The following is a 21,145-nucleotide window of genomic DNA, read 5'->3' as shown; positions in this document are numbered from 1 at the left end:
CGGTTCAAGGTATATTGGATCAAACCTATTTAGAGCATCAAGCTCGAATGATTGGACGCGCTGTTTTATTAAAATATAATGGGGAAATATCAAAGCAAGAATTTGATAAATATACTTATATTATTACAAAGTTAAACAATCACTTAATTTATTTAATTCAATCTCTAGTTAATACTGGAAAGGATTTTGAAGCTGAAATGCATGATACTGGAAACCCTTTAATTACTGTTATCGGCGTAGGGATGCAAATGTCTTTTCCTAGTCCCAATATGGACTTAGTTAGTTTTGGATTCCTAGAAGAATACTCAAACGAAAATAAACAAATGATAAACTCTCTTTCTCAATATCGAAGAACTCAATTCTTTTATCAATTTTACGAAACCATTTTCAAAGACTAAATCTAATCACATGACTAGCGACATGGATGTCGTCCGTTAGACTGTGGGACAGGACGTCCCATCAGTCTGACAAAGCATTTTTGTTACTTTTGATGCTTCAAAAGTAAGGCTAAAATTACTATTAACTCATTACAAAAGATCACATCTGCAACGCATAACCCAAAACTAAAAACACCAACTGCAAACATATAACTGCACCAAAAAGCTTCCAGCCCTTTTTACGCAGTGCAGACTTATCAACTGCCGAATATTCCACTGTTTTAATCATGTCATCACCTCATCATGAGTGTTGATACTGAACTCGTTTAGTTATCCATCTTTCTTTTATTTTGCATAGTGATTGTGCATAAATTACACACTAGCATGTTTCCACAAATATAAAAGCAAAATCTAAACCAAGTTCAGCATGGGAGACTGCAAAAGTTGCAGACACAAAAAACCACCAAATAGGTGGCATAATAATGAGGCATCTTAACCAATGTTTTAATATTTTTCCATAAGGTAAAATTAAGACATTATTTTACAATATTATTTATTACATAAATTACTATTAGCCAATGTCATTACAGTTCCATCCAAAGCCTGACTAAATGCTAAATGCGCTTTAAAACGTATTTTGGTATTCATAGTAATTGCACTGATATCTTTAACAACCGTCATTGCTCTAGGTAATTCATCTGCTGGAAAACGTTCATAGATGCACCCTATCGCACGTGATTTCTCAAATGAAATATGTTTAACCTGCGCTAGGTTCTGTTTATCTACTAATAGGCTATTTTGTAATTGCACCGCATATTGGCTAACTGCCCTTTGCTGCTCTATCTGTTTAAAATTTTGAGCGATATAAAGATCAATATCATCACGGATACCATTCAGATCTGCATCCACTCCCATTAAATTGTGATCAATATCCAGCTGAAGTTGTCCACCTCTTTTTTCCACTTCATGGAGCTGTACAACATTCTGTCGCCACATATACGCTTCGCAGCCATTCAAAAAAATAATACTCAGAATAACAATCAGAGGAATTTTTACTAATTTTTCTAGATTCATAAGCGATCTATTTTTTATTTTAACAATCCATCTTAAACGAAAAGCTGAACCATTTAAAACGCTGAAAGATGAGTATCTCTTCGCCATAAAAAAAGCCCCTTGCGGGGCTTTTTCAATTTGTTGATTAAATCAATTAACCAATAAATTTACGGGCATTACGGAACATACGTAACCATGCACCATCTTGATCCCAATCTTCTGGTTTCCAAGAATGCTGAATCGCACGGAAGTTACGTTCAGGGTGTGGCATCATAATCGTTGCACGGCCGTCTTTAGACGTTACACCTGAAATCGCTTCTGGTGAACCATTCGGGTTCATTGGGTAATGCTGTGTTGGGTTGCCTTGGCTATCTACATAACGCAAGATCACTTGATCACCAGCATTCAATGCTGTAATGTTTTCCGCGCTAGCAACCACACGGCCTTCACCATGTGCAACAGCGATAGGAAGAATCGAACCTTCCATACCTTCTAACAATACAGAATTTGATTTTTCAACGCGTACGTTTACAGCACGCGCTTCAAACATCTCTGAAGTATTGCGGTGGAAACGAGGCCAAGCTTCTGCACCCGGAATTAACGGCGCAAGCTGAGACAGCATTTGACAGCCGTTACAAATACCTAGAGAGAATGTTTCATCACGGTTGAAGAATTTCTCAAATTGGTCACGAAGTTTTGGATTGAACAATACAGATTTAGCCCAGCCGCCGCCTGCGCCCAATACGTCACCGTAAGAGAAACCGCCACACGCGACTAAACCTTCAAAGTCATCAAGACTAATATGGCCAGCAAGCAAATCGCTCATGTGTACGTCTACAGTGTTGAAGCCGACTTTATCGAATGCAGCAGCCATTTCTACATGACCGTTAACACCCTGCTCACGCAGAATCACCATGTTTGGACGGCGTTCATTGATGTACGGTGCTTCGATTGGCTCGTTCAAATCAAATGTTGGTTTTGCAATTAAACCTGCATGTGATTTATCAGCGATCAACACATATTCTTGATCCGCAGTTTCTACGTTGTCACGCAGACGTTGGATTTGATGTGACACTTCAGTCCATGCTTGCTGTAATTCAGCACGGTCTAAGCTCAAACCATTTACAGTTAAAGTATCTGTATTGTTTACAGTACCTACAACTGCAATTGCATCTTTAAGGCTAGACGCTGCAACTTCAGCTTCTAATGCAGCCCAATCCGCTTTGCTGATTTGAAGCACTGCACCAATTTCTTCTGCAAACAAGCTTGCAGTAGATTGATCTTCAAGCGCTGCACCAAGGCGTGAAGCGAACATCATTTCTGCGACAGTTGCCAATAGACCACCATCACCGATGTCATGGTAAGCCTTGATTAGACCACGGTTGTTCCAATCTTGAACCAACGCAAAGAATGCTTTGAAGTCATCGAAACTATCTACGTCTGGTGTTACAGAACCAATGGCTTTATAAACCTGAGCAAGGATCGAACCGCCTAGACGGAATTGACCTTTAGAAAGATCGATACGTACCAGTACAGACTCGATATTTTTAAGTTCAGGTGTAAGAGTTTTGCGAACATCCGTCACAGGTGCAAATGCTGTGATCACGCCTGACATTGGAGAAGTTACAGATTTATCTTCGCCTTCGTCATTCCAAGTGGTACGCATAGACAATGAGTCTTTACCTACAGGAATTGCAATACCTAGTGCAGGACACATTTCCATACCGATGGCTTTAACACCTTCGAATAGCGCTTGGTCTTCACCTTGTTGACCTGCAGCAGCCATCCAGTTTGCAGACAATTTAATGTCGCTGATCTGGTCGATTTTTGCAGACATGATGTTTGAAATCGATTCTGCTACAGATAAACGTGCAGAAGCAGCAGGATTTAACAACGCAACTGGCGGACGTTCACCCATTGCCATTGCTTCGCCTGTGTAACCGACAAGGCTCGTCGTTGTAACCGCAGCATCCGCTACAGGCACTTGCCACTTACCGACGAACTGATCACGTGCAACCATACCTGTAATCGAACGGTCACCAATGGTGATTAAGAACGATTTAGATGCAACAGTTGGGTTCTTAAGAACGCGGTAAATCGCATCTTTCAAATCTGTTACAGTTTCAGCAGTGAAATCATCACCCTTACGTTCAACAGTTTCGTATGACCGGCTCATACGCGGTGTACCGCCAAGCATCACTTGCATTGGCATATCCACAGCTTTGTTTTCAAACAATGGATCGTTCACAGTCAATTGACGCGCTTCAGTTGCTTCACCAAGTACGGCGAATGGGCAACGTTCACGTGCACATAATGATTCAAATAATTCTAATGAGCTTGGACGAATCGCCAATACATAACGCTCTTGCGCTTCGTTCGACCAGATCTCCATTGGAGACATGCCTTTTTCCAATGATGGAATTTTACGAAGATCAAGGATTGCACCTAACTCATGATCGTTCACAAGTTCAGGCATTGCATTTGAGATACCGCCCGCACCCACGTCATGTACAGATACGATTGGGTTATGGTCTTCCATGCGCCAGCATGCATCAATCACTTCTTGGCAACGGCGTTCCATCTCTGGGTTTTCACGCTGTACAGATGCGAAGTCTAGGTTTTCACCTAACTTACCACTGTCTACAGAAGACGCAGCACCACCGCCTAGACCGATCAGCATGGCAGGACCGCCAAGTACGATTAAAAGATCACCCGGTTGGATTGCATCTTTTTCAACATGGTCAGGACGGATGTTACCGTAACCGCCAGCAATCATAATTGGCTTATGGAAACCTTTTACGTCGCCATTTACATTTTGTTCAAAGGTACGGAAGTAACCATTTAAAGCAGGACGGCCGAATTCGTTGTTAAACGCAGCGCCACCCAATGGGCCTTCAATCATAATTTGAAGCGGAGATGCCATACGAGACGGCTTGCCGTAGTTTTCTTCCCAAGGCTGTTCAAAGCCAGGAATGTTCAAGTTAGAAACAGTGAAACCTGTTAAACCTGCTTTTGGCTTACCGCCACGGCCTGTCGCGCCTTCATCACGGATTTCACCGCCTGAACCAGTCGCTGCGCCTGCAAAAGGTGCAATCGCTGTCGGATGGTTATGCGTTTCCACCTTCATTAAGATGTGAGCAGCTTGGCTCTTATATTTGTAAACGTGCTGACCTGTTTCTTCGTCTTTTTTCGGATAGAAACGTTGAGTGTCAAAGCCCACGATCACTGATGCATTGTCTTTATATGCAGACAAAACGTCATCTGGAGATTCTTTATACGTGTTTTTAATCATTTGGAACAATGACAATGGCTGAACTTCACCATCAATTGTCCATTCAGAACCAAAGATTTTATGACGGCAGTGCTCAGAGTTTGCTTGAGCAAACATCATCAATTCGATGTCATGCGGGTTACGGCCAAGCTTGTTAAACGCTGCAACTAAATAATCAATTTCTTCGTCAGATAGTGCAAAACCAAACTCAGAGTTTGCTTTCACTAAAGCGTCTTTGCCTTGACCTAAAATATCAATTGCATTTAATGGCTTTGGTTCCGTTTCAGAGAACAGCGCAGTCGCTTCTTCAATTTGATTGAACACGCTTTCTGTCATGCGGTCATGCAATGCCAGTTTTACTTCATCAGAAACAGCATTTACGCCCTTCAAAGTAAATAAAACACCGCGTTCAAGGCGATGAACCGGTGTATTACAGTTTGCAAAAATATCCGTTGCTTTCGATGACCACGGAGAGATTGTCCCAACGCGTGGCGTCACTAATATTTGGACTTCATCACTTGCTGGCTGGCGCAATTCAAAAGATTGACCATCATTAAGCAGCTGTAAAGCAGATTGCTGTTGCTGTTCGCTTAGCGCTTGGTCAAATAGATAGACCAATTGGCTTTCAATTTCTTGAACAGAACTAATCGAAGATAGACGTGTTAATAGTTGCGTTTTCTTAAAAGAAGAGTGTGCTGGTGCACCGGCCACGATAAACATGCTGATTTTGGCTCCACGGGCTGGTCTTTTGAACCAAGCCGCAATGTGACTTGAAGAGAGCGCATATTCTACTGTGAATTAGTTAAATCAGCTAGATGGCAAAAGCAGTTTCTATCCGAGAATGACACAAGATTTTTTAAATTTTGTTTTTATATTCAGTAAGCAATATTGAATCTAGTCGCACAGATTAACATAGTTTTAATTGTAAAAATTATTAATTCAAAATAAATATTAAAACGTCTTGTTTTTCCTCATCCGCCCACTTTAACAACCATGCAACGCCCTAAATAAAGCAAACAACGCTTAAACCGCTCATTGATCATCTATTCACATTTAAGCATGTAAAATATGCAATCTCAGCGGTTTAAACATTCAGTCAGTACATTGGCCTTGCTTACTTTTCCAAGGACTGCATCAAATGCAGTACAGCCTCCGAAGCCAAACTTAAAGATGCTGGATCAACCAAATCGATGGAATCACATTCCTGATGATAACAAGGTGCAAATTCTAAAACATCACCTTTCAATTGTTCATCAAAAAGAATAATTGATGCTACAGGCACTTTACCTAAAAATGGTGCGGTATCACTTGCCGTTAAAGTAGATACATCTTTTTTAACTGTAATACCCTTTTGCTGGAAAAAACCACTCAACTGTTTTTCCAGTGCCAAGTCACCAGCATGTACAGGTATAGCGCGCAGTCCATCCAGTAGCGGTTTGTATTCAGTCTCATTCATGCCACGCTCTTTCAGCATTTTCTCCATTTCATCTACAGAAGACTTCGTCACATCTGCAATCATAATGTCTGGATTTTTTGTTCCTACCATATCAACATTAATATAAGCCAATGTGTGCTGCAGCTGAGATGGCGTCAAGTTTTTAACAAAGGCCTGTGAACCGCCTATGCCTTCTTCTTCAGAATCCCAAAAAGCAAGATAAACGGTATTGTTCGGTTTATTTTGCGGTTTTGCATAATGGTGAATCAACTCCAGCAGCAGCGCAGTGCCTGAACCATTATCGTTAATCCCCGGACCTGTTTTCACAGAATCATAATGTGCACCCACAATGACCGCGTCATCTATATTTTTACCTTTGATTTCGACAATAATATTTTGACCAACCACCTTTGCTCTATTTTCAAAGGCAATCATCTGCGCTTGGAATCCTGCTTCTTTGGCTTCATTCATAATGTATTTTGCACTTGCCAGCCCACCCGCAGTTCCTACCGCACGGTTGCCTGCATGTTTTACAGCAATATCCTGTAAAGCCTGCAAATGCTCCATCATTTTCGTGCTGCTGAGTGTAACTGCAGCGTATTGAACTTCTGCTGGCGAAATACCTGGTGTTTGAACTGAAGCGCAGCCAAATAATGAAATACTGCAGCCAATTGCCAATAACGGCGCTAAAAAATTAAATTTCATTCAATTCCCCTCATCTTTATATGCATCAATATTTAGAGAATTCTAATTCAGCATATATATGAGGATATAGGCGCTTTAAGTAAGTCACTGCCTCTTCATTTTAAATATAAAAATGGAGCAATATCTATATGCTCCATTTTTCAAAAATAGTTAAGCTGATTTGTTTAAAGTAAAGCCGGCAGTAGCAAATTCAATCACGCCATTTTCTTTGACATAAACTTTCCAGTCTTCCAGAAGCTCATGCAGTTTTTCTGGATACCGCTCTGCCAAATCATCAATCTCACCAGCATCTACTGCCAAGTTATACAGCTGCCACTGATTTGGGCCATTTGGCGCAGGGATAAATAAGGCTTTCCAATCCCCTTTACGCAATGCTTTTTGCCCGAACAGCTCCCAGCCTGTAATGTGGTCTACATCATGAATATGATCTTGCTGCTGGTTTAAGTACGGCAGAATACTTTTACCGCGCAGCGGCACTAAATCACGGCCTTTATATTGTGTACCCGGATGCTGTACATCCAAAACATTTAAGAGTGTCGGCAGCCAGTCCATCACGGTAAGAAACTCGTGGCTGATTCCTTGCTGACGCCCAAAACCTGAATGTTTAATAAAAGCTGGTGTACGGATGCCGCCTTCACTGGTATGCGCCTTATACAGACGCGCTGGCGCAGTGGCTGCCTGCGCCCAATGTTCGCCATACCACACATAGGAATTGCCATTGCCGATATTGTCTAAAGCATTGTCATAATATTTGGCAATCACCGTCGAAATGTCTGGGCCAAATACAGGCAATGCTTCCAGCTGCGCGCCTTCTGCGCCATTATCAGACAGGAATATAATAACCGTATTGTCGTATTGCCCTGTTTTCTTTAAATGATCAATCACACGGCCAACGTTTTGATCCAGCCTATCCACCATCGCAGCATAAACTTCCATGGTGCGCGCAGATTGCTTCCTATCTGCATCTGACAATTCATCCCAAAATTTAGTTTTCGCCAGTACTGGATGAATGGTTGCATCCGCGCCGACCAAACCCAGTTCGCGGACACGATCCAAACGTTTTTGACGTAAGACTTCAGGGCCTGCATCATATACACCCTGATATTTTGCAATATCATCACGATGAGCTTGCAGCGGCCAATGCGGCGCCGAAAATGGCAGGTAGGCAAAGAATGGACGGCCTTGGCGCTGTGTATCATCTTGCAAATAGTCCAGCAATTTATCCGTAAAATAGTCTGACGAGTAAAAATCTTCGGGCAGTGAAGTCACATATTCGTCATTTTCCGCATATAAACCGCGGGTCACTTTTAACAAACCCGGCACTTCTTCTTCAGGTATATCCGCTTCAAAGGCATAATGATTGGCCGCCCCTGGCAATAAGGTAAAAGACTTTTCAAAACCGCGTTTTGCTGGAAAACGATCCGCTGTTAATCCCAAATGCCATTTCCCAGACATCACAGTGTAATAGCCAGCATCTTGCAGCAGCTCTGGCAAGGCTGCCACCTGATCATTCAAATAGCCTTCATAGCCCGGCTGGCCCTTTTGTTCAGGACGGATCGCTTCCGCCATCGACCCTAGTCCAGCCAAATGGTGATCTGTGCCTGACAGCAGCATCGAGCGGGTTGGCGAACAAGTTGAAGCTGTATGAAAATTAGTAAATCTTAAACCTTCAACTGCAATCGCATCTAAATTCGGTGTTTGTATTTCCCCACCAAAGGCACCCAGGTCAGTAAAACCCAAATCATCTGCGACAATGAGTAAAATATTTGGCTGCTGTTGTGACATCTGTTTTTATCTGCGTTTTTATAAAAAAACTACAGTGCCTGAAAACAGGACTGAAACCCTGTCAAAGATTTGACAATCTCTAGCTAAATTTCCGCAAAGCTATGCACTGAATAGCGTAGGAAAAGTGTCAAACTATAACGCGTTGCTCTAGTGCATTTCCTGTAATTTTGGCATGATGCATACAGTAAATAACTGAATAATGATAAATGACTCACATGCGTTGGCTTGAACTGCTCTCCACAGTTCGTATCGGCAGTAAAAAACAAAGTTCTGAACAGGCGCGCAGCCCTTTTCATAAAGACTATGACCGTATTATTTTTTCGCAAAGCTTTCGCCAGCTCAACCGCAAAACCCAAGTCCATCCGCTGACACAGCATGACGGCATTCATACGCGTTTAACACACTCGCTCGAAGTGTCTTGTATCGGCCGCTCACTTGGCATGCTGGCTGCTGAAAAAATTAAAGATCAGCTTCCGGTTTGGATTTCCCCTGCAGATGTCGGCGCAATCATTCAAGCTGCCTGTCTGGCACATGACATTGGCAACCCGCCATTTGGCCATGCTGGTGAATATGCCATCCGTGAGTGGTTTGATGACGCATCACATACCGATTTTTTAAAAGACTTAAGCCCTGAGCAAGAAGCCGATGTACGCCAATTCGAAGGCAATGCACAAGGCCTGCGCTTACTGACTAAAATTGATTATCACCCCAATGACGGCGGGATGCGCTTAACTTACGCAACCTTAGGGGCTTACTTAAAGTATCCATGGCTGTCCAAAACCATTGCGTCACAAGGCAACACGCCAGCCAGTAAACGCGCAAAGTTTGGCTGCTACCAATCTGAAAAAGAAATATTGCAGCAAATTGCTGAACAGCTCGGCCTGATCCAGCTCGGTGATTTCCACTATTGCCGTCACCCGCTGACCTACTTGCTCGAAGCTGCCGATGACATGTGCTATGCCCTAATTGATTTGGAAGACGGTATTATTCTCAACATGCTGAGCTATGAAGAAGTTGAGCCTATTTTTCTGAATTTGATTGGCGACTATGGTATTCCATCTGAGCTTTCAATGAATACCACGTGGCAGCAGAAAATTGCCGCGCTGCGCGGGCGCGTCATGAAACGCCTAGTAGATGAAGTGACGACCGCTTTTGCCAAACATCATTTTGAAATTCTTTCAGGCCAGCTGCAAGGCAGTCTACTGGACTATTGCCCAAATGATATTGGTCAAGGCATTAATCGTGCTAAGGATTTAGCACGGGATAAAATTTTTGAACATCCGCAAAAAGCTGGTTTAGAAATTATTGCGCATCAAAGCTTACAAAATATTTTAGATGCGTTCATTCCGCTAACCACGCCAAATAAAACGCTGAGCTTTAAAGAGCAGCGCCTAATGTCTATTTTACAGCGTTCAGGCACACAATTTGGTGAAGATCACTATGAAAACATCATGAGGGTATTAGATATTATCTCTAAATTTTCAGACCATCAGGCCTATAATTTGTCGCAAGAACTACAAGGCAATAAAGTTGGTTTTTTTTAAACCTATTCATTAAAATTTTTTTGTAGAACAGTGAATTAGAATATAATCTTTCGATGTTAAAAATGTAAATATCATAATTAGGAGAATAACTAAATGCTTAACTGGAATGATGATAAAACTATAAATGAAATCTTATACACCTCACTAACTCTCGCCACTGCTAAAACAGACCAATCATTAATCGGCGAAGCAGATCAGGCTGCACGTAATGCAATTCATTTTTGCCAACAAACTCCCCCTGTATCAGGATCTTTTACGCAAATTAAAAATGCTTATATTTTTAAAAATGTCAAACATGATAATTTTGGTGGGGTGAATGCAGCGATCGATGGCATTGTCAAAATCACACCTTCAAATCCAATTATTCGGGAAGATCTAGAAATAACGCTTACGACCATTGAAATGAACTTAACTATTGAATATTTAGAAGGTAATGAGTTTATTCAAGGTGATAAAAATACTTGGCTCGGACGAATTACAACAACGACGGTCAAACCGCACACACAAAGTCGACTCATTAATGCACAACAAGCGAGTAAAATTAGATTGGTTAATAAATCAGATCAACTTGTTGTTTACTCCCAAACAAAAAAAAATCGCTTTGCTATGACTACATACACTTTAACTGATTTTGAATCTGCACAATATTCAACATTGGATCAAAATGAGAATAAAATTAATTGGTTATCAACCAAAGCAAAATTACATGTAAAAAATAGTCCCATTGGCACCTATGAAGTTAGCTTCGATAATCAAGAACAACCCTTTATGATGGATATCCATTTTCCTATTTCGGGACATCTTGAAATCAAAGATCAAAACTCTTCTAACCTCATTCTTATAAGTGCAGATGAAAACGCCAAAAGATTTAATTATCAAGTTTTCCATCAAGGTAAGCCTCAGGATAAAATAACTAAAGATTGGGAAAATTTCTTAGGTTGGGAATCTGAAATTTATTCATTTTTATAAAGATAATTTTTATATTCTATTTTATAAGCTGATATTCATTCGAATGAGCTTAAACAAACATTTAATTTGAGTTTGTTATTTAGGGCCAAACAAATTGTTTATAACAATGAGCAATATTATGCATAATACTGCTCACTCAATTTACACTTTTCGTTTAAGAAGATAACTACATGATCGGATGCCTGATTGGTGAAGTGCTGGCGCTTGAAGCCCCAACTGTACTTTTAAATGTAAATGGCGTTGGCTACGAAGTTGACACCCCGCTTTCAACATTTTGCCAATTGCAAAAAGGACAAAAAGTCACTTTATGGACTCACTTGGCTGTACGCGAAGATGCTCAGCTTCTTTATGGCTTTGCCAATGCGCAAGAAAAAATCATTTTCCGCACACTGATTAAAGTGAATGGTGTCGGCCCTAAAATGGCACTTGGCATACTATCTACCTTAAGTGTCGAAATGCTGATTCATACCGTTGAAAATGGCGATGTGAAAACACTTGTGAAAGTACCAGGTGTAGGCGCCAAAACAGCTGAACGTTTGATGATTGAACTGCGTGACCGTTTTAAAGCCATGTCAGCTGTATCTGTTCCAAGTAACTCGACCAGCCCGCAAATTCAATTTACGGGCAACTCCGCTGTGGCTGAGGCAGAAGCTGCTTTACAATCTTTAGGCTATAAACCTGCCGAAGCACAAAAATTAGTGAATGCGACTAAAGGTGATTTCACTGAAGCCAGCGATATTATTCGAGCGGCATTAAAGTCGATGAATAAATAACTCATTAAAAAACATATCCCGACCTATCATTTGATATGTGCTGGCGACATGGATGTCGCCGTTAAACTGTGCTACAAGAATGTAGCATCAGTTTAACAAATGGGTTTTGTCACTTTTGCCCAGTCAAAAGTGAAAATCGCCTATACAATAGGTATAAATAGTCCAAAAGTTATTTAAGGCAGTGCTCACATTGACCTTGAGTTTTAGAGATTAATTACATCAATATGCAAGACCGTCTCATCAGTGGCTCCGAAAAACCCGAAGACCACTTCGACCGCGCCATTCGCCCAACGTCCCTCGAAGACTACATCGGACAACCCGTCGTACGCGAACAAATGGAAATCTTCATCGGGGCTGCCCGTGGTCGTGCTGAAGCACTTGATCACACATTAATTTTTGGCCCACCTGGTTTAGGTAAAACCACACTGGCCAATATTATTGCCAGAGAAATGGGTGGTAACCTAAAATCGACCTCTGGGCCAGTATTAGAACGTGCAGGCGACTTAGCGGCGATGCTGACCAACCTCGAAGAAGGCGATGTACTGTTTATTGATGAAATTCACCGCCTTTCACCAGTCATTGAAGAAATTTTGTATCCTGCAATGGAAGACTACCAGCTGGATATTATGATTGGCGAAGGCCCTGCTGCCCGCTCCATCAAACTAGATTTACCTCCATTTACGCTGGTGGCGGCAACCACTCGTGCAGGCTTGCTCACCTCGCCACTGCGTGACCGTTTTGGTATTGTGCAACGCTTAGAGTTTTACTCTGTCGAAGACTTAACACATATTGTTAGCCGTTCAGCCAATCTCATGGATGTGCCCATGACCGCTGAAGGCGCTCAAGAAATTGCCCGCCGTTCACGAGGCACACCACGTATTGCCAACCGCCTATTGCGTCGTGTACGTGATTATGCACAGGTCAAAGGCACTGGCGAAGTCACTCAAGATATGGCACAGCGCGCATTGGATATGCTCAAAGTTGATAAAGATGGATTAGATACACTGGACCGTCGCTATTTATCTATGCTTCTAGAGCGTTTTGACGGTGGGCCTGCTGGCGTTGAAGCACTCGCCGCCGCTATGGCTGAAGACTCTGGCACACTTGAAGATGTCATTGAGCCATACTTAATTCAGCAAGGCTATGTGATGCGTACAGCACGCGGTCGCATCGCAACCAATATGGCTTATTTACAATTTGGAATGACTCCACCAGAACCCAAAGATAAATAAGGCCTAGACCACAAGATAAAAAGCAACTTCGGTTGCTTTTTTATCTTTCAATTGAGTGAATAATGCAGTGAAAACCTAAAAAAACACCTTCAAATTTGGGTAGAGATAAACATCCTTACAGCTCATAACATGCCATATAAATATGAGCGCTTAGTTAAAAAAGATACTTGGTTTTTTATTTTTAAAATCATAATCATAATTTATACAAATGAATAAAATCGTCTTTCTCAGTCGCAGAAATCACACTCCAACTACATTTTAAACAATAAAACAACAATTCATTCATCAAAAGATCTTGTTTAAAACATAATGCTCAGTTAATTTTATAAATGTGATTCATTTAACACTATTTTTGTAAAATGTAAGTTGAACAATAAAACAGCGGAACATAAAAATAAAATCTAAACCCGTATAGCCAGATCAAAAGAAGTACAAAAGTTTTATTGCTGTTCTATGTCAGCGTACATAGACAGCAATAAAACACTTAAATTACTTAATACTAAAGGGAAACGGTCATGAAAAATTTTATTTTATTTGCGTGCGCATCTTGCATAGCAACAGTTGCTTTAGCAGATTCGTCTTGGCAATGTGCCAATTCAATTGCTGAAATATCTTGTGCTAAACAAGGATATTGTCAAATTCCTCAAAACCTAAACAATACATTTAGCATTACCATTAAAAATAACAACCAAATTGCCGTATGTGCGCAAAATAACTGTTGGCGTGGTTCTAGCCAAGCCGTACAAAATGGCAACCAAACCACCTATGCCATTAAGCAATTTAGTTGGACTACCCTTGATCAACCCAATAGTGAATACCTACTCGCAGTAGATCAAAATACACAGCACTTATCACTACAAGGTGCAGGTAAAAAATATAATCTACAATGTGTAAATGCCTAATCCAATATATCTATCGAAATTAGAAGGAAATTATATGCACCACATCAGGCTGTGAGCGCTAGCACATCGAACAAAAAAAATACCTTGTGCTAGCGATCTTCCAGTTTCTCATGTGACTTTTATTGAACAACCAAAAAACCAACGAAGATATAAAAATTTCATGCATGTCTATGTTATATGTGTCGCGAGCCTTTCCGACGTTTAAAACAGCAAATATCCTTATAGAAAGTTAAGTACTGATCAAATAAACCACAGCCTCATAGGCCAGTCTAGATTTGAAATCTTGTGCCATTGGACTAAGCAGTCATAGTGCTAAAATTTTCGCTCACACCGCTTGACCTTTAGCTAAGTAAAAGTCAATTTAAAGACCTCAATCTTATGCTAAATCACAGCAATCATTTTAAAATAGATCCAAAAACGGAATAAACACATGGCGAATAAATTCGAGTTCAATATTCGTGTCTATATTGAAGATACTGATGCTGGTGGCATCGTCTACCACGCCAATCATATTCGCTTTATGGAACGCACTCGCACCGAATGGCTTCGCGCATCAGGCATTAGTCATTATTGGCATCAAAAAGACTATAATTTTGTCGTACATAAAATTAGTGTGAAATATGCACGCCCTATTCTTATGGATGACTTAATTACCGTAACTGCTTCTGTGGTTTCATGTAAAGCTACGTCATTTGTATTGCAACAAAATATTTATCGTGGTGAAATTATGCTTGCATCGGGTGAGGTCGAATTGGCATGTATTAATGCAGATATGCGACCAACCCGACTTCCTGAAGAAATTCGTGATCTAATTCTAAAAGAATTGGAACAAGATTAAAAAAATTACTTGGCTTAATGTAACTATGGCAACACAACTAGAATCTTCTCTGCACGTCACTGATCTAATTTTACAGGCGAGCCCTGTTGTACAGCTGGTGATGCTTCTCCTTCTATTCGCATCACTGTATAGCTGGTATCTGATTGCCAAATTGCATTTAAGCTATAAAAAAGCCCAGACCGATGATGAACATTTCCAAAAAATCTTTTGGTCTGGTGCTGAACTAAATACGCTATATAACAATGCCCAACTCAACTCTAAGCGTGTTGGCCTCGAAGACATTTTCTATCAAGGTTTAGGCGAGTTTTTAAAACTTAAAAAGCGTCAAGCAAGTTTGCCACAAAGCATTGAAAGCACCGAACGTATTTTGCGTGTTGGTTTAAGCCGTGATCAAAGCTATTTAGAACAAGGCCTTGGTGCTTTAGCCAGCATTGGTTCTGTTGCGCCTTATGTGGGTTTATTTGGTACTGTTTGGGGCATTATGAATGCATTCATTGGTCTTGCAGATGTTGACCAAGTGACTTTGGCAACGGTTGCGCCAGGTATTGCAGAAGCCTTAATTGCAACAGCCATCGGTTTATTTGCCGCAATTCCTGCTGTACTTGCATTCAACCATTTTACTGCTAAAGGTGAAGCAATTTATTCAGATCGTGCCTTATTTTCTGAAGAAATGGTGGCTTTATTACAACGCCAATCTTTGGGTTCTGATCAGGAACAAAAATAAATGGCTATTCAACGTTCTGGACGCTTTGAGCGTATTAAAAAGCCCCTAAAAAGTGATATGAATGTGGTTCCCTACATTGATGTCATGTTGGTACTTTTGGTTATTTTCATGGTCACTGCACCCATGATTACCACCGGTGTAAAAGTCGACTTACCACAGGCCAATAGCAGTCCTATTCAATCTGAAGACCGCCCTGCCATTGTGACTTTAGAAGCTGACGGCACAATTAAACTTGAAGATAAAACCCATAAAAATGATGTACTCAGTTTGGCTGAGCTGACTGTGGCATTAACAGATGCTCAAAGTCAGGCAAAAGCTGAGCAAAAGCAATTGAGCGTACTCATAAATGGTAGCGAATCTCGCCCTTATGGCGAAGTCATTAAACTTATGTCCGCATTACAAGATGCAGGATTATCTCAAGTTGGATTACTGACCGAGCCATTAAAATAATTTATGAAAGATTTTAAGAAGCCTCCGTTTAAGCAAAAAAAAATTGCCATTGGTTTTACGCTCGGCGTACATATAGTGGCAGTTGTTGGTTTGCTTTATCTCGGCATGAGTAAACCACCTGAACCCCCTAAACAAATTAAAACGCTTCTGATCAAACCAGAAGATTTAAAGCCTGTTACACGTGAAGAAACAGCCTTTGATGAAACTGCACATGAAAATATTGCTCCTGAGATCACACAAACTGCTGAGCCGAGTCAAGAGCCTGCACCGGTTGTTCCAACAGCCCCACCACCACAAACAATACCAACACCTGTACCAACGCCTGCAGTAGACACTAAAAAGCTAGATGCTCAAAAAGCGGCGCAGCAAGCTAAGTTAGCCGAAGAAGCTGAACGCAAAGCGGCAGATGATGCGAAACGTGCAGAACAAAAACGTTTAGCTCAAGAAGCGAATCAGCAAAAAGCGAAAGCCGAGGCTAAGGCAAAAGCTGAAGCTCAAGCACAAGCCGAAGCAGATATTAAACGCAAAGCTGAATTAGAAAAGGCAGCGCAAGATGCCAAACGCCAAGCGGATTTGAATGCTAAACGTCAAGCTGAAAATGCAAAATTAAAAGCAGATGAGGCAAAACGTAAAGCTGAAGCAGACGCGAAGGCTAAAGCTAACGCGAAAGCCAAGGCAGATGCCGACGCCAGAGCGAAAGCAAATGCAGAAGCGAATAAACGTAAAGCAGATGCTGATGCCAAAGCAAGAGCCGATGCAAAAGTAAAAGCAGATGTAGACGCCAAAGCGAAAGCAAATGCGGAAGCCAATAAACGTAAAGCTGACGCGGATGCGAAAGCCAATAAACGTAAAGCTGACGCGGATGCGAAAGCAAGAGCCGACGCTAAGGCCAAAGCAGATGCTGATGCCAAAGCGAAAGCAAATGCGGAGGCCAACAAGCGTAAAGCAGAAGCTGATGCTAAGGCTAAAGCCGATGCAAAAGCCAAAGCAGATGCAGAAGCGCGTGAACGTGCTGCCGAAGAAGCCAAAGCCTCGTCTGCACGTAAAGCTGCTGAAGAAGCTGCTGAGAAAAAAGCGGAAGCGAAAAAAATTGCATCGTCTGCAAAACGTGATTTTGAAAATAAAATCCGTCGCGTATGGGACACACCTTCTGGTTCAGCAGGTAAAACTGCAACTGCACGAATTAGCTTAACCGAAAGTGGTTCAGTTCGTTCCGTGGTTGTTACAGCCAGCGATCCTGATATGAAAGCGAGTATTGAAGCTGCAGTTCGTGCCGCTGCTCCCTATCCAATGCCATCAGATCCTGATGCAAGACGCGAAGCCATGACTTTAACGTCTACGTTTAGGTCTGCAAATTAAATACAAGCTATTCAACATCTTTAAAATCCCTGCACATCTGTCAGGGATTTTTTGCAAGTGCTTCAAATAAATCACTAGACTAATATGCTCAATAAAATGCAATTAATAACCCTAAAAATTCAAAATAATTCCACATTCCGCAGTTAATTTATATGCATGGAAAATACTGTCATAAAAAATTCACTGCCTAATGAACACTGCAACACAACAAGCTGATAATATTTGGACAGTTTTTCACACTCCAATAACAGATTAATCATAATGTGATGCTTTTAATATTTTTAAAACATGCCATTATGTGACACATTCACAGTAACAAAAATTTATAGATTTAGAGTATTCAGCGAATGATGGAAATGACGCGTAAACATCTGCTTTGCTTAGCCGTTTTGACTGCATTTAGTCCTGTTTTAATCACTCAATCCCATGCACAGTTGCATTTGGAAATTACCAAAGCACCTGAAGAAGCCCCAAAGATTGCCATTATCCCTTTTGCCAATGATCAAAACATTTATCCAATTGTCGAAAATGATTTAAATCGTTCAGGCAAATTTAGCAGTGCATCAAAGAATCTTCCTGCAACAGCGGCATTAAATGCACCCAATGCAGAAGCTTGGCAAGCAGCGGGTATTCCGTATGTTGTGACAGGTAACCTAAAACAAACTGCGGACGGTTCATACGAGATTCAATATCAGCTCTATGATGTTGAAAAAAAACAGTATCTACTCAATGAACTTTTGAATGTGCCTGCTTCGCGTACACGCCAAGCAGCACACATGATTAGTGATGCAATTTACGAAGCACTCACTGGCATTAAAGGTGATTTTACTGGCCGTATTGCTTATGTATTACGTAATCCTGCTACACCAGAACAGCGTTATACCCTACAAATTGCAGATACAGATGGCGAACAACCACGTACCGTATTAACCTCGCGTGATCCTATCTTATCGCCTGCTTGGACACCGAATGCAAAAAAAATCGCTTACGTTTCATTTGAAACCAAACGACCTGCAATTTACATTCAAGATTTAGCGACTGGCAGTCGCGAAAAAGTTGCAAGTTTCCGCGGTTTAAATGGAGCACCAAGTTTCTCACCTGATGGTAAAAGCATGTTGTTTACAGCATCTATGCACGGCAACCCAGAAATTTATCAAATGGACTTGGAAACCCGCCAACTACAGCGTATGACCAATGACAGTGCAATTGATACTGAAGCACGCTATGCCCCAGACGGGAAATCTTTTATTTTTACCTCTGACCGCGGTGGCTCACCACAGATTTATCGTTATAGCTTTGCCGATGGCAACAGTAAACGATTAACTTTCCGTGGTGCATTTAACGCTCGTGGCACCCTGAGTGCTGATGGTAAAAAACTGGCATTGGTACATCGTCCAAGTGGTAGTAACTACAAAGTCGCAGTACAAAATATTGACTCGGGTGTAACCAATATCTTAACGCCGACCAGCTTAGATGAATCACCAAGTTTTTCTCCAAATGGACAAATGGTGGTCTACGCAACACGTGAAGCCAATCGTGGCCTTCTATCAATCATGTCACTTGATGGTCGTTTCCGTATGAACTTACCAAGTGAACAAGGTGAAGTTCGTGAACCCGCATGGGCACCAAAATAATATTTACTTTTAAAAACTTTATGGAGATATAAATATGCAAGCAATTAAACTTTTTGTTTTACCTTTATTGGCTACCGCTGTTGTGATGACTGGCTGTGCAAGTCGAAAACCAGTGAATGTTGCTGAAGCAGGTCAAAATCCATCAACTTCTACAACTGTAAACACTGAAGGTCTTAGCGAAGACGCAGCTTTAAATGCGCAGAACCTTGCTGGTGCATCTTCAAAAGGTGTTACGGCTGCCAACAAAGCATTTTTAGCAAAACGCGTTGTGCACTTTGATTACGATAGCAGCGAATTAAGTAATGATGATATCCAAACATTACAAGCACATGCGCAATTTTTAATGGCCAATGCAAACTCACGTGTTGCTTTAACAGGCCATACAGATGAACGTGGTACGCGTGAATACAATATGGCACTTGGTGAACGTCGTGCAAAAGCAGTCGAAAGCTTCCTTGTAACAACAGGCGTAAATGCCAACCAACTCGAAGCAGTAAGCTACGGTAAGGAAATGCCGATTAATGCGGGCCATGATGAAAATGCATGGAAAGAAAACCGTCGCGTAGAAATCAACTACGAAGCTGTTCCTCCATTACTTAAATAAGTCGCACATTTGCTCAAGTAAATCATTTTACTCAAGCAATAAAAAAAGCCCTCCATGAATGAGGGCTTTTTTTATTGCTTAATGTTTGAAGGAGATGCTACCAGAATATGTTATTCAGCTGATTCAGCAGGCTCTTCTGAACTTTGCATAGACTCAATAAGATCATGCTTATTAAATTTTTTATATTCAGGCTTAGCGTCGTAACCACTCCAAGCTTCCTTAACCTTTTCTGCAGAAATTTCATCCAATGAAATTCCTTCTGTAGGTGATGGAGTCGCATCAAATTTTTGAATCGTCATTGTTGTGCTCCTATGTATTAAAAATCAATCCCCATTCCTTCAACATAGCATGTTCTTCTAGACTTGCAAGCGCAAAATCACGGCAAATAATCGAGTTTAATTGTTCTTTTAACTCATTCTCATCTAAAATACGCACATATTCAATTCCGATCATTTTGACCGCTTTATTTTGGAGCCATCCAGTTATGTCACGTTTAAGCTTATCCCAATTTTTACAACAACAAAGTGGAAATTTAACGCCTGCTTTAGCTCAAGTTATTGAAACTATTGGTAATACGTGCAAAGACATCGACGTACTCCTTCAAAAAGGTGCTTTAGCTGGTGTATTAGGTAGTGCTCAACACGAAAACGTGCAAGGCGAAGAGCAAAAGAAACTCGACGTTATTTCAAATGACTATCTTATCGATGCTTTAAAAGTTCATCCACATGTTGGCGGCTTAGCTTCTGAAGAACTTGATGAGTTTACACCAGCACAAGAAAATGGTGATTACCTTGTGTTATTTGACCCACTTGATGGTTCAAGCAACATCGATATCAATATGTGTGTAGGTACAATTTTTTCAATTTTGCCAGCTAAAAATGCGGTAACGCAAGCTGAAGACTTTATGCAAGCAGGCCGTGAGCAAGCAGCTGCAGGTTATGTCCTCTATGGTCCATCGACCATGATGGCATTAACAGTCGGCGCTGGTGTTGTATTCTTTACTTTTGATCCAGAAACTAAAGAATTTTTATTAACCGCTGATGCAATTCAAGTAGCCGCAGATACCAAAGAATATGCAATCAATGCATCAAATGCACGTCATTGGGAAGCACCTGTACAACGTTATATCGATGAACTACTTGCAGGTAAAACTGGCCCACGTGAAAAAGACTTCAACATGCGTTGGGTTGCATGCATGGTTGGCGATATTCACCGCATCTTATGCCGTAGCGGTATCTTCATGTACCCATACGACTTAAAAGATCCGAAAAAAGCTGGTCGTTTACGTTTAATGTATGAAGCGAACCCAATGAGCATGCTTATGGAGCAAGCTGGTGGCGCATCAACTACAGGTCGCGTACGTATTCTTGATATTCAACCGACTGAATTACACCAACGTGTTCCTGTCATTATCGGTTCTAAAAACGAAGTTGATTTAGTCACAAGCTACCACAACTAAAACCTTATTTTTCTATAGACCCATAGTACCT

The 21,145-nt window shown here is 41.1% G+C and carries 20 protein-coding genes; 13 read left to right on the top strand and 7 right to left on the bottom strand.

Translation table 11 applies throughout. The features are described 5' to 3' along the window. The first annotated feature begins 14 nt into the window (after positions 1-14). A complete protein-coding gene (locus C9E88_RS05370; RefSeq protein ID WP_137287945.1) occupies positions 15-398 on the top strand; it encodes a hypothetical protein in 384 nt (127 codons plus the stop codon). Between the two features lie 139 nt (positions 399-537). Here C9E88_RS05370 and C9E88_RS17900 read toward each other — a convergent pair whose 3' ends face one another. The 5 genes from C9E88_RS17900 to C9E88_RS05350 all read right to left on the bottom strand — a co-directional run bounded on the left by C9E88_RS17900 (position 538) and on the right by C9E88_RS05350 (position 8,626). Then, the gene (locus C9E88_RS17900; protein WP_252383555.1) at positions 538-666 is read right to left on the bottom strand and encodes a KGW motif small protein; all 129 of its coding nucleotides are present in this window, start codon (positions 664-666) and stop codon (positions 538-540) included. Between the two features lie 260 nt (positions 667-926). Beyond that, positions 927-1,538: a hypothetical protein gene (locus C9E88_RS05365; RefSeq protein WP_106985639.1), complete on the bottom strand. Its 612-nt coding sequence runs from the start codon at positions 1,536-1,538 to the stop codon at positions 927-929. A gap of 46 nt (positions 1,539-1,584) precedes the next feature. Further along, a complete protein-coding gene (gene purL, locus C9E88_RS05360; protein ID WP_106985640.1) occupies positions 1,585-5,421 on the bottom strand; it encodes a phosphoribosylformylglycinamidine synthase in 3,837 nt (1,278 codons plus the stop codon). A 394-nt stretch (positions 5,422-5,815) separates the two neighbouring features. Continuing rightward, positions 5,816-6,841, bottom strand: coding sequence for a M20/M25/M40 family metallo-hydrolase (locus tag C9E88_RS05355; RefSeq protein ID WP_106985641.1), 1,026 nt, complete (start codon positions 6,839-6,841; stop codon positions 5,816-5,818). 150 nt (positions 6,842-6,991) lie between these two features. Continuing rightward, on the bottom strand, positions 6,992-8,626 hold the full coding sequence (locus C9E88_RS05350; RefSeq protein WP_106985642.1) for an arylsulfatase: 1,635 nt from the start codon (positions 8,624-8,626) through the stop codon (positions 6,992-6,994). Between the two features lie 206 nt (positions 8,627-8,832). On the opposite strand from C9E88_RS05350, the gene C9E88_RS05345 reads away from it, so the two are divergent. The 11 genes from C9E88_RS05345 to pal all read left to right on the top strand — a co-directional run bounded on the left by C9E88_RS05345 (position 8,833) and on the right by pal (position 19,655). Continuing rightward, positions 8,833-10,170 carry a deoxyguanosinetriphosphate triphosphohydrolase gene (locus C9E88_RS05345; protein WP_106985643.1) on the top strand — a complete coding sequence of 446 codons (1,338 nt, stop codon included), beginning with the start codon at positions 8,833-8,835 and terminating at the stop codon, positions 10,168-10,170. Between the two features lie 93 nt (positions 10,171-10,263). Then, on the top strand, positions 10,264-11,139 hold the full coding sequence (locus tag C9E88_RS05340) for a hypothetical protein (protein WP_106985644.1): 876 nt from the start codon (positions 10,264-10,266) through the stop codon (positions 11,137-11,139). A gap of 170 nt (positions 11,140-11,309) precedes the next feature. Next, the gene (gene ruvA / locus C9E88_RS05335) at positions 11,310-11,912 is read left to right on the top strand and encodes a Holliday junction branch migration protein RuvA (RefSeq protein ID WP_106985645.1); all 603 of its coding nucleotides are present in this window, start codon (positions 11,310-11,312) and stop codon (positions 11,910-11,912) included. Between the two features lie 224 nt (positions 11,913-12,136). Continuing rightward, positions 12,137-13,144: a Holliday junction branch migration DNA helicase RuvB gene (gene ruvB / locus C9E88_RS05330; protein ID WP_106985646.1), complete on the top strand. Its 1,008-nt coding sequence runs from the start codon at positions 12,137-12,139 to the stop codon at positions 13,142-13,144. Positions 13,145-13,659: 515 nt separating this feature from the next. After that, positions 13,660-14,046 carry a hypothetical protein gene (locus C9E88_RS05325; RefSeq protein ID WP_106985647.1) on the top strand — a complete coding sequence of 129 codons (387 nt, stop codon included), beginning with the start codon at positions 13,660-13,662 and terminating at the stop codon, positions 14,044-14,046. A 430-nt stretch (positions 14,047-14,476) separates the two neighbouring features. Beyond that, positions 14,477-14,884, top strand: coding sequence for a tol-pal system-associated acyl-CoA thioesterase (gene ybgC / locus C9E88_RS05320; protein ID WP_106985648.1), 408 nt, complete (start codon positions 14,477-14,479; stop codon positions 14,882-14,884). Between the two features lie 25 nt (positions 14,885-14,909). Then, positions 14,910-15,608 (top strand): protein TolQ, encoded by a 699-nt coding sequence (gene tolQ / locus C9E88_RS05315; RefSeq protein ID WP_106985649.1) that lies wholly within the window; start codon positions 14,910-14,912, stop codon positions 15,606-15,608. After that, positions 15,609-16,058 (top strand): protein TolR, encoded by a 450-nt coding sequence (gene tolR, locus C9E88_RS05310; protein WP_106985650.1) that lies wholly within the window; start codon positions 15,609-15,611, stop codon positions 16,056-16,058. Between the two features lie 3 nt (positions 16,059-16,061). Continuing rightward, entirely contained in the window at positions 16,062-17,417 is a 1,356-nt protein-coding gene (gene tolA, locus C9E88_RS05305) for a cell envelope integrity protein TolA (RefSeq protein WP_106985651.1), read from the top strand. A 350-nt stretch (positions 17,418-17,767) separates the two neighbouring features. After that, entirely contained in the window at positions 17,768-19,051 is a 1,284-nt protein-coding gene (gene tolB / locus C9E88_RS05300) for a Tol-Pal system beta propeller repeat protein TolB (RefSeq protein ID WP_167514221.1), read from the top strand. A 34-nt stretch (positions 19,052-19,085) separates the two neighbouring features. Next, positions 19,086-19,655 carry a peptidoglycan-associated lipoprotein Pal gene (pal, locus tag C9E88_RS05295; protein WP_106985653.1) on the top strand — a complete coding sequence of 190 codons (570 nt, stop codon included), beginning with the start codon at positions 19,086-19,088 and terminating at the stop codon, positions 19,653-19,655. 110 nt (positions 19,656-19,765) lie between these two features. On the opposite strand, the gene C9E88_RS05290 is transcribed toward pal, so the two are convergent. Both C9E88_RS05290 and C9E88_RS17595 read right to left on the bottom strand, forming a co-directional pair. Beyond that, the gene (locus C9E88_RS05290; RefSeq protein ID WP_106985654.1) at positions 19,766-19,954 is read right to left on the bottom strand and encodes an NF038105 family protein; all 189 of its coding nucleotides are present in this window, start codon (positions 19,952-19,954) and stop codon (positions 19,766-19,768) included. Positions 19,955-19,964: 10 nt separating this feature from the next. Continuing rightward, positions 19,965-20,108 carry a hypothetical protein gene (locus tag C9E88_RS17595; RefSeq protein ID WP_167514209.1) on the bottom strand — a complete coding sequence of 48 codons (144 nt, stop codon included), beginning with the start codon at positions 20,106-20,108 and terminating at the stop codon, positions 19,965-19,967. A gap of 31 nt (positions 20,109-20,139) precedes the next feature. Between C9E88_RS17595 and C9E88_RS05285 the strand changes: the two genes are divergently transcribed. Next, on the top strand, positions 20,140-21,114 hold the full coding sequence (locus tag C9E88_RS05285) for a class 1 fructose-bisphosphatase (RefSeq protein WP_106985655.1): 975 nt from the start codon (positions 20,140-20,142) through the stop codon (positions 21,112-21,114). Positions 21,115-21,145: the final 31 nt, after the last annotated feature.

It is taken from the genome of Acinetobacter cumulans (assembly GCF_003024525.3).
Lineage (GTDB): Bacteria > Pseudomonadota > Gammaproteobacteria > Pseudomonadales > Moraxellaceae > Acinetobacter > Acinetobacter cumulans.
This window is presented reverse-complemented; position numbering and strand designations above follow the sequence as displayed.

Excerpts from the sequence above, each read along its gene's own strand:
- pal (WP_106985653.1), top strand. The coding sequence starts at position 19,086 with ATGCAAGCAATTAAACTTTTTGTTTTACCTTTATTGGCTACCGCTGTT.
- C9E88_RS17900 (WP_252383555.1), bottom strand. The coding sequence starts at position 666 with ATGATTAAAACAGTGGAATATTCGGCAGTTGATAAGTCTGCACTGCGT.
- ybgC (WP_106985648.1), top strand. The coding sequence starts at position 14,477 with ATGGCGAATAAATTCGAGTTCAATATTCGTGTCTATATTGAAGATACT.
- ruvB (WP_106985646.1), top strand. The coding sequence starts at position 12,137 with ATGCAAGACCGTCTCATCAGTGGCTCCGAAAAACCCGAAGACCACTTC.
- C9E88_RS05290 (WP_106985654.1), bottom strand. The coding sequence starts at position 19,954 with ATGACGATTCAAAAATTTGATGCGACTCCATCACCTACAGAAGGAATT.
- tolQ (WP_106985649.1), top strand. The coding sequence starts at position 14,910 with ATGGCAACACAACTAGAATCTTCTCTGCACGTCACTGATCTAATTTTA.
- C9E88_RS05350 (WP_106985642.1), bottom strand. The coding sequence starts at position 8,626 with ATGTCACAACAGCAGCCAAATATTTTACTCATTGTCGCAGATGATTTG.
- ruvA (WP_106985645.1), top strand. The coding sequence starts at position 11,310 with ATGATCGGATGCCTGATTGGTGAAGTGCTGGCGCTTGAAGCCCCAACT.
- C9E88_RS05325 (WP_106985647.1), top strand. The coding sequence starts at position 13,660 with ATGAAAAATTTTATTTTATTTGCGTGCGCATCTTGCATAGCAACAGTT.
- C9E88_RS05365 (WP_106985639.1), bottom strand. The coding sequence starts at position 1,538 with ATGGCGAAGAGATACTCATCTTTCAGCGTTTTAAATGGTTCAGCTTTT.
- C9E88_RS05285 (WP_106985655.1), top strand. The coding sequence starts at position 20,140 with ATGTCACGTTTAAGCTTATCCCAATTTTTACAACAACAAAGTGGAAAT.
- C9E88_RS17595 (WP_167514209.1), bottom strand. The coding sequence starts at position 20,108 with ATGATCGGAATTGAATATGTGCGTATTTTAGATGAGAATGAGTTAAAA.
- C9E88_RS05340 (WP_106985644.1), top strand. The coding sequence starts at position 10,264 with ATGCTTAACTGGAATGATGATAAAACTATAAATGAAATCTTATACACC.
- C9E88_RS05355 (WP_106985641.1), bottom strand. The coding sequence starts at position 6,841 with ATGAAATTTAATTTTTTAGCGCCGTTATTGGCAATTGGCTGCAGTATT.
- C9E88_RS05345 (WP_106985643.1), top strand. The coding sequence starts at position 8,833 with ATGACTCACATGCGTTGGCTTGAACTGCTCTCCACAGTTCGTATCGGC.
- tolA (WP_106985651.1), top strand. The coding sequence starts at position 16,062 with ATGAAAGATTTTAAGAAGCCTCCGTTTAAGCAAAAAAAAATTGCCATT.
- tolB (WP_167514221.1), top strand. The coding sequence starts at position 17,768 with ATGGAAATGACGCGTAAACATCTGCTTTGCTTAGCCGTTTTGACTGCA.
- tolR (WP_106985650.1), top strand. The coding sequence starts at position 15,609 with ATGGCTATTCAACGTTCTGGACGCTTTGAGCGTATTAAAAAGCCCCTA.
- purL (WP_106985640.1), bottom strand. The coding sequence starts at position 5,421 with ATGTTTATCGTGGCCGGTGCACCAGCACACTCTTCTTTTAAGAAAACG.